This window comes from Streptomyces sp. NPDC037301, from assembly GCF_055602785.1.
Window position 1 is genome coordinate 175,060 of sequence record NZ_JBVJWD010000017.1, and the last position, 12,146, is coordinate 187,205.

Sequence of the window (12,146 nt, forward strand, 5' to 3'; positions counted from 1 at the left end):
GTCGGGGTGGTTGGTCACGGGTGTGCCGGCGGCCGGCCGCTGCGGGGCACCGGGTCGCCAGGGGCGATGGGGTCCTGGGCCCCGTGGGAGCTCCACCGTTCGAACGAGGCGGGGGAGCCGGGAGCCCGGGGGAGGAGCGTGGACCGCAGCGCCGGGCGACCGTCCCGGCGGGCGCCCACCCGGGCCTGCCGGAAACCGGGGCGCGGGTTCACGACGCCGACGTGGCCTGCCAAGGAGCCCCCGGCACCACGAGCGGCGAACCCGTCACCGGGCACGGGACGATCACCGCGTCCAGACCGAAGACCTCGCGCACGAGACCGGCGGTGACGATGTCCTTCGGGTGGCCCTCGGCGACGATCCGGCCCGCCTTCATGGCGACCAGGTGGTCCGCGTACCGGGCGGCCTGGTTGAGGTCGTGGAGCACGGTGACGACGGTCCGGCCGCGGGTGCCGTCCGCCGCCGGGGCGGTGAGCCGGCGCACCAGGTCCAGGACCTCCACCTGGTGCGCGATGTCGAGGTACGTGGTCGGCTCGTCGAGCAGCAGCAGATCGGTCTCCTGGGCGAGCGCCATCGCGATCCAGACACGCTGGCGCTGCCCGCCGGACAGCTCGTCCACCGACCGGTCGCCGAGCGCGGTGATGTCCGTACGCTCCATCGCGTCCGTCACCGCCCGCTCGTCCTCCTGTGACCACTGCTGCCACCAGTGCTGATGCGGCTGCCGGCCGCGGGCGACGAGATCGGAGACGGTGATCGCCTCGGGGGCCACCGGGGTCTGCGGCAGCAGCCCGATCGACTGGGCGATCCTCCGCGTGGGGATCTTCGACAGCTCGGTACCGTCGAGGAGCACGGCCCCGCCGCGCGGCTTGAGGAGCCGGCCGAGCGCGCGCAGCGTGGTCGACTTGCCGCAGGCGTTCGGGCCGACGATGACGGTGACCTGTCCGTCGGGAACGGCGAGGTCCAGCTCGTGGACGACGGTGCGGTCCTCGTATGCGAGAGTCAGCTCCCGCACCGTGAGCCGGCTGGTCGCGGTCGCCGTGGCGTCGGACGTACGGGTCGAGCTCATGCGGTGCCTCCACTACGGCCGCGACCGCCGCCGTGACCGCGGATGATCAGCCAGATCAGATACGGGGCGCCGACCGCCGCCGTCAGAACGCCCACCGGCAGCTCGGTGGGCGAGAAGAGCCTGCGCGCCAGCAGATCCGCGAAGACGACGATCACCGCACCGAGCAGCGCCGAGCAGAACAGCGGAATCTGCGCGGTACGGGTCATCCGGCGGGCGATCTGCGGGGCGAGCAGCGCCACGAAGTCGACCGGACCGGCCGTCCCGGTCGCCACGGACGCCAGGACCACACCGAGTGCGACGAGCCCCAGCCGTACCCGTCCCAGACGCACCCCGAGGGCCGTCGCGGTGTCGTCGTCCATCGAGACGGTGCGCTGGGCGCGGGCGGCCCACAGGACGGCCGGCAGCAGGATCAGCAGCGTCCAGCCGATCGGCGCGGCCTCGGACCAGCCGCGGCCGTTGAGCGAGCCGGTCATCCAGACCTGCGCCTGCTGGGCGACCAGGTAGTCGCCCTTCGTCAGGAACAGTGTGGTGACCGACTTCAGCGCGATGGCGAAGCCGATGCCGATGAGGACGAAGCGGGTGGCGTGCAGCCCGCCGCGCCAGGCGAAGACGTACACGAGTGCCGCCGCGGCCACCCCGCCGATGACGGACAGATACGGCAGCACGGTGTACGAGGTGACGCCGAAGGTCATCGCGCCGACCGTGAGCGCGCTCGCCCCCTGGCTGATGCCGATGATGTCGGGGCTGGCCAGCGGGTTGCGGGCGACGGTCTGGATCAGCGCACCGGCGATCCCGAACGCCGCACCGACCAGCAGCCCCACGACCATCCGCGGCAGCCGCAGCGTGCCGACGACCAATTCGTCCGGGGACGGCTGCCCCAGGATCACCTTCATGACCTCGCCGGGCGCGACGAAACTCTCGCCGACGCAGAGGTACGCGACACAGACGGCGGCCAGCGAGGCGACGAGGACGGCGGCGACGGCGGCCGCCCGCCGGTGCAGCAGGAACCGGCCCCGCGCCCCGATCCGTACGACCTGGTACCCGGCGGGCCGTACCCGTACGGGGGTGTCGGCGCTCATGCGGGCACCGCCTTCCGGCGTACCAGCGTGACCAGGAAGGGAACGCCGAGCAGCGCCGTCATCACACCCGCCGGGACCTCGCTCGGCGGGAAGAGGATGCGGCCGATGACATCGGAGACGAGCAGCATGACGGGTCCGATCAGTGCCGCCATCGGCAGTACCCAGCGGTGGTCGCTGCCGACGATCGCGCGGGCGATGTGCGGGACGGCGAGTCCGATGAACGCGATCGGACCGGCCGCCGCGACACCGACACCGGTCAGCACGGTGGCCCCGATACCGCCGGCGATCCGTACCGTCGCGACCTTCTGCCCGAGCCCCTTCGCCACGTCCTCGCCGAGCGCCAGTGCATCGAGCCCGCGGGCGACGGACAGTACGAGCACGGTTCCGACCAGCATGAACGGCCAGATCTGCTGGGCCACATCGGCCTCGCGCCCGGCGATGGAGCCGACCTGCCAGAAGCGGAACTCGTCCAGCGCGGACGCCTTGGTCGTCAGCACCGCCATCGTCACCGACACCAGCAGCGCGTTGATCGCGGCGCCGCCGAGGGCGAGTTTCACGGGAGTGGCGCCCCCGCGTCCGCCGGCGGCGATGGCGTACACGGCGACGGAGGCGATCGCCGCCCCCGCGAACGCGAACCACACGTATCCCGTCAGGGTGTGGATCCCGGCGTACGCGATGGCCAGCACCACGCCCACCGAGGCGCCCTGGCTGATGCCGAGGATGCCGGGGTCGGCGATGGGGTTACGGGTGATGCCCTGGAGCACCGTGCCCGCGAGGGCCAGTGCCGCGCCGACCATCAGCCCGATCAGGGTGCGCGGCACCCGCATGTTCCGGATGACTTCGGCGGCGTCGGAGTGGCCGCCGTGCAGCAGAGCGTCGATCACCTCGGACGGGGGTATGGAGCGGGCCCCTACGGCGAGGCTGAGGAGCACCGACACCAGCAGCGCCGCGACGGCCGCCGCCGTCGCGAGTGCGCGTCTGGAGCGGCGTGGTGCGGCGGCTGACATCGGACCCAATCGACAGCGAAGCAAAGTTAGGCTTGGCTAAGTCTAAGCACCGCCGTTCCGGGGCCCGAGGCCCGTACCGGGACCGCCGCCGTGCGCGGCACCGTGACAATGGATTCCATGCCTTCGCACCCACTGACGGTCGGCTTCGACCTCGACATGACGCTCATCGACTCCCGGCCCGGCATCAAGGCCGCCTATCTGGCGCTTTCCGCCGAGACGGGGACGCCGATCGACACGGATCTGGTGGTGAGCAGGCTCGGTCCGCCGGTCGACGACGAGTTGCGGAACTGGTTTCCGGCCGATGCGGTGGCCGCCACCGCCGACCGCTACCGGGAGATCTATCCCACACACGCCATCGTCCCGAGCCTTGCGCTGCCGGGTGCCCGGGAGTCGGTCGCGGCGATCCGCGAGCGGGGCGGCCGGGCGATAGTCGTCACCGCGAAGCACCTGCCGAACGCCGAACTGCACCTGGCGCACCTCGGGATCGAGCCGGATGCGGTGATCGGCGGTCTGTGGGCGGAGGCCAAGGGGGAGGCGCTGCGCGAGCACGGGGCGGATGTGTACGTGGGCGACCACACCGGCGACGTACGGGGCGCCCGCACGGCCGGGGCGCTCTCGGTGGCGGTCACCACGGGCCCGTGCGACGCGGAGGAGCTCCGGGCGGCGGGGGCGGACGTCGTCCTGTCGTCGCTGACGGATTTCCCGTCCTGGCTGGACGGGTACACGGCGTAGGGCCTTCGGCGGGGGGCGGGTTCACTGGGCGCCGGCCGACAAGTGGGGTGTCGCGGACCGTTCTCCCGAAAAGGTCGTCCGGTGCGAGTTCGCCACCCGCGTCGGACGGGGCTCCGAGACAACCTGATCGCGATCCGGAACATCTCCTCTCACAAGTCCGCACCACACCGGTGCGGGACGGTGAACGAGGAGCCGGAGCATGGCCCGACGCCCCATCCGCCCGATCCGCCTTCGCGGGCTTCGTGTCGACTACCCCCGCCGAGGGAGAAGCAACTGGCGCCGCTGGGTCCCTTCGTGGCGGCAGGTGCTGAGCGGGATCCTGCTCGGATTCGGTGCGCTGGCCGGGCTGTTCGCCGTGGTGTACGCGTCCGTCGACATCCCGGACGAGAACGCCGAGGCGCGCAGGCAGGGCACCGTCTACTACTGGGCGGACGGCAGCCAGATGGTGAGCGTGGGCGCGGTCAATCGGCAGAACGTCACGCTTGCCGACATACCCGATTCGGTGGAGCACGCGGTCATCGCCGCCGAGAACGAGACCTTCTACGCCGACCCGGGGGTATCGGCGAAGGGGATTGCCCGCGCGGCCGTCAGCATGGTCAAAGGCGGTGAGACCCAGGGCGGCTCCACCATCACCCAGCAGTACGTGAAGAACACCTATCTCAGCCAGGAGCAGTCGGCCACCCGGAAGTTCAAGGAGTTCTTCATCTCGCTGAAGCTGAGCAACAAGCAGAGCAAGGAGGAGATCCTCCAGGGATATCTGAACACCAGCTGGTTCGGCCGCGGCGCCTACGGCATCCAGGCAGCGGCGCAGGCGTATTACGGAATCCCCGCGAAGGACCTCGACCCCAGCCAGGCGGCGCTGCTCGCGGCCATGCTCAAGGGGGCGGAGCAGTACGACCCCGCGGGCGGCGAAGGCAACCACGAACGCGCCGTCGACCGCTGGGATTGGATCCTCGACCGGCAGGTGGAGATCGGCACGATGACGAAGGCCGAGCGGGCCGCGTACCAGAAGTTCCCCGAGCCGAGGCCGGCCGCCAAGCCGACCAGCCTCGGCGGCCAGACCGGCTATCTCGTCGACATCGCCAACAAGGACATCAAGAAGCGTTCGGGCCTCACTGACAAGGACCTCTTCCGGGGCGGCTACCGGGTGCACACCACCTTCGACAAGGCCAGGGTGGGGCAGCTGGAACGGGCCGTGCGGAGCGTGCGCACGCGCGACCTCGACCCCAAGAAGCGCCCCGAGGACAAGTACGTCGAGGTCGGCGCCGCATCCGTGCGGTCCGACGGGGCCGTGGTCGCGGTGTACGGCGGAGCCGACGCGGTCACCCACTTCGCCAACAACGCCGACACCGCGGGCGTCCCCGTCGGCTCGGCCTTCAAGCCCTTCGTGCTGGCAGCGGCCCTTCAGCACGGCGACGGGATCACCCTGAACAGCGGCTACGACAGTGAGGGGCGTCTGATCAAGGACGGCCCGTACGCGGCGCCCCCCGCCCCGCCGGGTGCCGGTGCCGGCCAGGTGATGGTCACGGCGCCGACGCCCCTGCGCGATGCGCTGGTCAAGTCGGCCAACGCAACCTTCGTGCTGCTCGGCAAGGACATCGGGCTGAAGAAGGTGAAGGAACTGGCGGTATCGGCCGGGCTGCACGAGCAGAGCCTGGCCCGCCTGGACAAGTCCTTTCCCCTCGGCACGTCCACACCGAGCGCGGTCAGGATGGCGGACGCGTACACCGCCTTCAGTAACGACGGTATGAGGGCCGATCCCTATTCGGTGACCAGGATGACCCGGGACGGCGAGGCGGTCGCGGGCTTCGGGAAGCCCGAGTCGCGACGCGTGATGGACGCCTCGGTGGCCAACGATGTGAACAACACCCTGGGGATGGTGGCCTGGACCCGGCTGGGTCAGGACGGGAAGTTCGGCACGTTCGCCAGGTCCAAGGCTGCCGACGACCTCTCGGCGGGCGCGACCGGCAAGGACGACCGGATGAAGTCGGCCTGGTTCATCGGCCACACCGAAGGGCTGACCACGGCCGTCACGATGTTCCGCAACAAGCCGGGCACCCCTCAACTGCTGGGATTGCAGGGTGTGGGCGGACCCGATTCGGAGCGCGGCAATGTCTTCCCGCTCCGGATCTGGAACACTTACGTCACGGGGAAGTAGGCCCACCCGCGTACGCGATCCGCAGTCGGTTGATCGCGTGGTGCGACCAATGAGATGCCGGGACGCCTCCGGCACAGGGGGATGGTCCCGCCCGCAGGAACCACCCCGAAAGCGGAGTGCGATGGGCAGGGGAACCCACTGCGAGCCGGTCTGGAGATTCCAGGCGATCGCGTCGATCACCCCCCGGTGATCCCGCCACCGGCTGCCCGCCGACGCAAGCGCTGGGCGCCCCCTGCGAGGCGCCCCGCGCGTCGGCCGGGCCCGTCCCCGGGTGACGTTGCCAACACGTTCCTGATTAAGGAGAGTTGACGCATGGCGTCCAGAAGCACCCCCGGCGTGCGACGCCTGCGCCTCGGGGTCGAGTTGCGCAGATTGCGGGACCGCGCTGGGCTCACGGCCACTGAGGGTGCCCGCCTGCTCGGCATCAGCCAGGCTCAGCTCAGCAACATCGAGGCGAGCCGTTTCGGTGTGAGTGCGGAACGGCTGCGGGCGATGGCTCGCAACTATCGCTGCTCGGACGCCGCGTATATCGCAGGGTTGCTCGATCTTGCCGGGGAACGCTCATCGGGCTGGTGGGAGACATTCCGTGAGCTCCTGCCCTCCCCTTTGCTGGACATCGCAGAACTGGAGCACCACACAACCGGGCTACGGTCTGCCAATACGTCCCATGTCCCGGGTCTCCTCCAGACCACGGACCATGCCCGCGAGATCTTCCGGCAGGTGGTGCCGGAGTTCTCTCGCTCAGACATCGAGCACCGCGTGAGTCACCGACTTCAGCGCCAGGCCCTCCTTGACCGACCAAGCCCGCCAACGTACCGGGCGGTCATCCATGAAGCTGCCCTCCGCGTGCCGGTTGGCGGCCCCACCGTCGCCAGGAACCAGCTTCGACATCTGCTTGAGCAGAGCGAGCGGGAACACATCACGGTCCAGGTGATCCCGTTCGCCATCGGCGCCTATCCCGGATCCGGGCAGACCATCTTGTACGTACACGGCTCGGTGCCCCGCCTCGACACGGTTTCGCTGGACCAGTCACACGGCCCTGTCCTGGTGGATGCCGAGGCGGAGTTGGAGGCCTACCGTCTCCTGCTGGCACGCATGGAGGCCGTGGCGCTGGCGCCGGACAAGTCCCGGGACTTCATCCACAGTCTGATCGCCGACCAGTGAAGGAACTGGATATGCACCACCACGCATGGCAGAGGTCCTCGTACTGCGGACAGGGCGAATCCTGCCTGCACGTCGCCGCGCGCAACAGCAAGGTCAGCCTCACCGAGAGCAGCGACCCCACCGGAGCGATACTCCACACCACGCCCGCAGCGTGGGCCGCCCTGGTACGCACCCTCAAGGAGAGCCACCACCAGGACTGACTCCCGCGTCCTCGCCGCCCCCGCCAGGGCGGCGAGGGCAACCGTCCCGGGCAGGTTCCGTCCTCGACCGCCGGACGGCCTCAGAAGTGCCCCGTCCCGCAGCAAGATCAAGCCCGTCCGGCGATTGAGGACGAAGCGGCCCGCTGGACGACCCCGGGGCTACCGCTTCGGTGACCCCGCCCGCACCGACCGCACCACGCCCGCCGCGGCGATCAGGAACCCCACCCCCATCAGCATGCACAGCGACCACGCGATGGACGGAAGCGGATGGGTTCCGAGGAACAGCGGGGCCATCGTGGCCATCGTGGCCAGTGCGCCGATGAAGAAGACGATCGCGCCGATCCGGACGAGCCGGTCACCTGCGCCAGAAGGAGTAGTGCTCACCCCGCCAGGGTAGTTCCCGACGACGGCGAACCATCCCACGGCGAGCCACGCGCCACGCAAGCACCGTTTCTGGACAGAGTCCGGATGACCAGGCTTGACGAGGGGTACTTCACCTGGGGAGGCTGCTGCCAGCAGGGGAGCACCACCACTGGATAGCCTGACCTGCTGAGGCTTGTTCCGGCATACGGGTTGAGATGGGGTGCGTGCTTTGCCGACTGGCAAGGTCAAATGGTTCAACAGCGAGAAGGGCTTCGGCTTTCTCTCCCGCGACGACGGCGGTGACGTCTTCGTGCACTCCTCGGTGCTTCCTGACGGCGTCGACGCACTCAAGCCCGGCCAGCGCGTCGAATTCGGCGTCGTCGCAGGTCAGCGTGGAGACCAGGCGCTCTCGGTGGCGATCCTGGACCCGACCCCGTCCGTCGCGGCCGCACAGCGCCGCAAGCCGGACGAGCTCGCGTCCATCGTGCAGGACCTGACCACCCTGCTGGAGAACATCACACCGATGCTGGAGCGCGGCCGCTACCCCGACAAGGCGGCCGGCAAGCAGATCGGCGGCCTGCTGCGCGCGGTCGCCGATCAGCTCGACGTCTGACCCCGGCCTCCCGGCTGATCTCAGACGAACGACAGCGCGTCCGGGCCGAGGGGCGGTACCAGCCCCTCGGCCGCGGCGCGGGTCAGCAGTCCGCGGATCGCCGCGTAGCCGTCCTCGCCGAGGTCGGCGGTGAACTCGTTGACGTACAGCCCGATGTGCTGGTCCGCCACGGCCGGGTCCATCTCCTGCGCGTGCTCCAGCACGTAGGGCCGTGACGCCTGAGGGTCGTCCCAGGCCATCCGTACCGAGGTGCGCACCGACTCGGCGAGCAGCTTCAGCATCTCCGCGCCCAGCGACCGCTTGGCGATGATCGCGCCGAGCGGGATCGGCAGCCCGGTCGTCTCCTCCCAGTGCCGGCCCATGTCCGCGAGGTTGTGCAGCCCGTAGTTCTGGTACGTGAAACGGGCCTCGTGGATGACGAGACCGGCGTCCACCTTCCCGTCACGCACGGCGGGCATGATCTCGTCGAACGGCATGACGACGATGTCGCCGACCCCGCCCGGCACCACTTCCGCCGCCCAGAGCCGGAACAGCAGATAAGCCGTGGAGCGCTCACTCGGCACGGCGACGGTCTTTCCCGTCAGATCCGTGCCCGCCTCCTTCGTGAGGACGAGCGGTCCGCAGCCCCGCCCCAGCGCCCCGCCGCACGGCAGCAGCGCGTACTCGTCGAGCACCCACGGCAGCACCGCGTACGAAACCTTGAGCACGTCGAGCTCGCCGCGCTCGGCCATTTTGTTGGTGATGTCGATGTCGGCGAAGGTGACATCGAGGGCGGGCGCGCCGGGGACCCTTCCGTGCGCCCAGGCGTCGAAGACGAAGGTGTCGTTCGGGCACGGCGAGAAAGCGATGTTCAACGGATTCGACGGGTTACGAGTCGTGTCGTTCATGGTGGGTCCAACCTTCCAGTGCGGGGACGATCTTCCCGAACGCCCCGGTGAGTGCGGCCAGCGCGTCGCCGATGCGCCAGGCGTCCCGGTCGCGCGGGCCGACGGCGTTCGAGACCGCCCTCAGTTCCAGCACCGGTACGCCCGTCCGTTCGGCGGCCTCGGCGACACCGAAGCCCTCCATGGCCTCGGCGGCAGCCCGAGGGTGCGCGGCCAGCAGGGCGGCGGCGCGCTCGGCGCTGCCGGTCACGGTGGAGACGGTGAGGATCTCGCCGGTGAGCGCGCCGGTGGCGGCGGCCACGTCGCGTACCTGCGCGGGCGGTGGCGTGAACCGGTCGCGGCCGAAGCCCAGACCGGTGACGGGCACGAAGCCCTCGGGGGTCTCGGCGCCCAGGTCGGCGGCGACGATGCCGCTCGCGACGACGAGCGAGCCGACCGGGGCGAGGGGCGCGAATCCGCCGCCGATCCCGGCCGAGACGACGAGGTCGTACGGCCCGGACGCAAGACCGAAAGCCGTCGCGGCGGCCGCGGCGGCCGGTCCGGCGCCGCCCGCGAGGACATCGACGACGCCGCAGCCGCCGGGGGAGCCCACGCGGTGGAGCCGAGCGCCCGGCACCTCGCGCACGGCCACCTCGGACAGGTCCCCGAACGCACGCGTGACCGCGTCCCGTTCTGCTGGGACAGCGGTCACGACGAGCACACGCACGGGGCGAATCCTCCGAGGTCAGGAGGGGGAAAGAAGGGGGTCAGGAAGTCTTCTTCAGCTCGAAGTGCCAGACGCCGGTGAGCTTCTTGCCCTTGGTCTCCACGATGCTGATCTGCGTCTTGTTGCTCACGGTCTCGCCGGTCTGGCTGGAGAAGAAGGCGCTGCCCGGGATGGACCGGTAGGTCTTCTTGTACGGCTCCTGCTCGGCCTGCTGGCCGTTGATGAACAGCGTCCAGCCGTTGTCCGCGATCTCCGGGTCGACGCCGAAGCGGACCTTGTCGTCCATCGCGACCTCGACGGACTTCTCCGTCTTCTTGTTGAGGCAGCCCTGGATTTCGGACGCCTTGAGGGCATCGCCGTCGTTGTAGCAGGACGCCTCGGTGCTCACCGTGTTGCCGCCGACCGTTACGGTCGCGAGCGGCGTCGGCTTGTCGCAGGCGGAGAGGACAAGGAGTCCCGCGGACACGGCACCAAGAGCGACGCCGATTCGACGGCCCTTACCGGAGAAGAACGCAACGGTCATGGGCCGAAGGCTATCGGTCGCTCCGGCTCACGCCACGCGGGGGTGCGGCGAGCCGCGTCGCGCGGCGCTCAGCAGCCCCCGTACGGACGTGGCGGCGCCCACGGTGAGGATGCCCGCGGCGACCGACATGCCCAGTACGCCGTTGAGGGGGAGGGCGATGCCGATGCCGCCGCCGATCACCCACGCCATCTGGAGCACGGTCTCGGACCGGGCGAACGCGGATGTCCGTACCTCTTCGGGCACGTCGCGCTGGATCATCGCGTCCAGCGAGAGCTTCGACAGGGCCTGGGTGAAGCCCGCCGTCGCGCTGAGCGCGGCGACCATGACGGTGCTGAAGAAGAGCGCGGCGAGCACGGCGACGCCCAGGGCCAGGGCCAGCACCGAGGCGACGATCACTTCGGGGCCACGGGCCCGGAGCCAGGAGCCGACCGCCGTACCGAGCGCGTTGCCGACACCGGCCGCCACACCGACGATGCCGAGCGAGACGGCGGCGCTCTGCCCGGCGAGCGGCTGCTCGCGCAGCAGGAACGCCAGGAAGAAGATCAGGAAGCCGGAGAGCGCGCGGTGCGCGGTGTTGGCCTGGAGCCCGTTGAGCACGGACGGCCCCACGGACCGCAGCCCGGGCCGCTTCTCGCCATTCTTCTCCCGGCCTCTGGCCTTCCCGTTTCCCCTCCCGTTCCGCTTTGCCTCGGGCCGGGGGGCCGTCACGCCGTGCGGCGGCACCAGCTGGGCCTTCCGCTCGCCCTTCGAGGAGTCGACCTTGTGCGGCAGGGTGAAGGCGAGGACGGTCCCCCCGATGAAGATCACGCACGCGCCGTACAGCGGCCAGGCGGACCCGATGGTGTGCAGCCCCGCCCCGATCGGGGCGGCGATCCCGGTCGCCAGGAGCCCGGCCAGGGTGACCCGGGAGTTCGCCTTCACCAGGGAGAAGCGCGGTGGCAGCAGACGCGGCACGACAGCGCTGCGTACGACTCCGTACGCCTTCGAGCAGACCAGGACGCCCAGCGCGGCCGGATACAGCTCCAGGCCGCCGGTGGCGACCGCGCCCGCCATGGTGAGCGCGAGCACCGCCCGGGCCAGCATCGCACCGGCCATCGCGGCGCGGCGGCCGTGCGGAAGATGGTCCAGGAGCGGGCCGATCACGGGCGCGAGGAGGGTGAAGGGAGCCATGGTGACGGCGAGGTAGAGGGCGACGCGGCCGCGGGCCTCGTCCGTCGGTACGGAGAAGAACACCGTCGAGGCGAGCGCGATCGTGATCATCACATCGCCCGCGCCGTTCACGGCGTGCAGTTCGATCAGTTTGCCGAGCCCGGACTCCCCGGCGCCGTGGGCGTGCGTCGCCTTCCGGATTCCTCTCGCGGTGCCGGTGAACGGGGTGCGGAGGGCGTGACCGATCGTCCGGCCCGTCCTGCGCAGCGGGCCGGAATCCTTGTGCGACCTGGCGGAAGTCACTTCGTCATAGTGCCCCAGTCACTGCGGTGACGAACCGGGATCGGCGCGGGGCGTGGTGCACTCCGCCCTGTCGGGTCAGTGCTCCGCCCGGTCCGGGCACGGGGGGGGGGGGGGGGGGGGGGGGGGGAGAGGGGGGGGTGGGGAGGGGGGGGGGGGGGGAGGGGGGGGGGGGGTGGGGGGGGGGGGGGGGGGGTGGGGCGGG

Annotated in this window: 13 protein-coding genes; 5 read left to right on the plus strand and 8 right to left on the minus strand. The window is 70.6% G+C overall.

Annotated elements, in window-relative coordinates; translation table 11 throughout:
• Positions 1 to 208 precede the first annotated feature (208 nt).
• Genes ACZ7IB_RS26430 through ACZ7IB_RS26440 form a run of 3 tightly spaced genes read right to left on the minus strand, consistent with a single transcriptional unit; the run spans position 209 to position 3,149 of the window.
• Positions 209 to 1,063, minus strand: coding sequence for an ABC transporter ATP-binding protein (locus tag ACZ7IB_RS26430; RefSeq protein WP_470916273.1), 855 nt, complete (start codon positions 1,061 to 1,063; stop codon positions 209 to 211).
• Positions 1,060 to 2,142 (minus strand): FecCD family ABC transporter permease, encoded by a 1,083-nt coding sequence (locus tag ACZ7IB_RS26435; RefSeq protein ID WP_470916275.1) that lies wholly within the window; start codon positions 2,140 to 2,142, stop codon positions 1,060 to 1,062. Before ACZ7IB_RS26435 ends, ACZ7IB_RS26430 begins: the two co-directional genes overlap by 4 nt.
• Complete coding sequence (locus ACZ7IB_RS26440) at positions 2,139 to 3,149, minus strand: FecCD family ABC transporter permease (protein WP_470916276.1); 1,011 nt, start codon at positions 3,147 to 3,149, stop codon at positions 2,139 to 2,141. Before ACZ7IB_RS26440 ends, ACZ7IB_RS26435 begins: the two co-directional genes overlap by 4 nt.
• Before the next feature lie 108 nt (positions 3,150 to 3,257).
• Between ACZ7IB_RS26440 and ACZ7IB_RS26445 the strand changes: the two genes are divergently transcribed.
• The 4 genes from ACZ7IB_RS26445 (at position 3,258) to ACZ7IB_RS26460 (ending at position 7,403) form a co-directional block, all read left to right on the plus strand.
• Complete coding sequence (locus ACZ7IB_RS26445) at positions 3,258 to 3,881, plus strand: HAD family hydrolase (RefSeq protein WP_470916314.1); 624 nt, start codon at positions 3,258 to 3,260, stop codon at positions 3,879 to 3,881.
• Positions 3,882 to 4,080: 199 nt separating this feature from the next.
• Positions 4,081 to 6,039 (plus strand): transglycosylase domain-containing protein, encoded by a 1,959-nt coding sequence (locus ACZ7IB_RS26450; protein ID WP_470916277.1) that lies wholly within the window; start codon positions 4,081 to 4,083, stop codon positions 6,037 to 6,039.
• A 312-nt stretch (positions 6,040 to 6,351) separates the two neighbouring features.
• A complete protein-coding gene (locus tag ACZ7IB_RS26455) occupies positions 6,352 to 7,203 on the plus strand; it encodes a helix-turn-helix domain-containing protein (RefSeq protein ID WP_470916279.1) in 852 nt (283 codons plus the stop codon).
• An 11-nt stretch (positions 7,204 to 7,214) separates the two neighbouring features.
• Complete coding sequence (locus tag ACZ7IB_RS26460) at positions 7,215 to 7,403, plus strand: DUF397 domain-containing protein (RefSeq protein WP_470916281.1); 189 nt, start codon at positions 7,215 to 7,217, stop codon at positions 7,401 to 7,403.
• A 159-nt stretch (positions 7,404 to 7,562) separates the two neighbouring features.
• Here the strand turns inward: ACZ7IB_RS26460 and ACZ7IB_RS26465 are convergent, their stop codons facing one another.
• Positions 7,563 to 7,787 carry a hypothetical protein gene (locus tag ACZ7IB_RS26465; protein ID WP_114245875.1) on the minus strand — a complete coding sequence of 75 codons (225 nt, stop codon included), beginning with the start codon at positions 7,785 to 7,787 and terminating at the stop codon, positions 7,563 to 7,565.
• Between the two features lie 208 nt (positions 7,788 to 7,995).
• Between ACZ7IB_RS26465 and ACZ7IB_RS26470 the strand changes: the two genes are divergently transcribed.
• Complete coding sequence (locus tag ACZ7IB_RS26470; protein ID WP_037692759.1) at positions 7,996 to 8,379, plus strand: cold-shock protein; 384 nt, start codon at positions 7,996 to 7,998, stop codon at positions 8,377 to 8,379.
• A 20-nt stretch (positions 8,380 to 8,399) separates the two neighbouring features.
• Here ACZ7IB_RS26470 and ACZ7IB_RS26475 read toward each other — a convergent pair whose 3' ends face one another.
• From ACZ7IB_RS26475 to ACZ7IB_RS26490, 4 genes are read right to left on the minus strand one after another with little or no spacing between them, the layout of a single operon-like run.
• The gene (locus ACZ7IB_RS26475) at positions 8,400 to 9,266 is read right to left on the minus strand and encodes a 1,4-dihydroxy-6-naphthoate synthase (protein ID WP_470916282.1); all 867 of its coding nucleotides are present in this window, start codon (positions 9,264 to 9,266) and stop codon (positions 8,400 to 8,402) included.
• Positions 9,247 to 9,969 (minus strand): futalosine hydrolase, encoded by a 723-nt coding sequence (locus ACZ7IB_RS26480; protein WP_470916284.1) that lies wholly within the window; start codon positions 9,967 to 9,969, stop codon positions 9,247 to 9,249. Before ACZ7IB_RS26480 ends, ACZ7IB_RS26475 begins: the two co-directional genes overlap by 20 nt.
• A 40-nt stretch (positions 9,970 to 10,009) precedes the next feature.
• On the minus strand, positions 10,010 to 10,492 hold the full coding sequence (locus ACZ7IB_RS26485) for a DUF2771 domain-containing protein (protein WP_470916286.1): 483 nt from the start codon (positions 10,490 to 10,492) through the stop codon (positions 10,010 to 10,012).
• A 27-nt stretch (positions 10,493 to 10,519) separates the two neighbouring features.
• A complete protein-coding gene (locus ACZ7IB_RS26490; RefSeq protein WP_470916288.1) occupies positions 10,520 to 11,944 on the minus strand; it encodes an MFS transporter in 1,425 nt (474 codons plus the stop codon).
• Between the last annotated feature and the right edge of the window lie 202 nt (positions 11,945 to 12,146).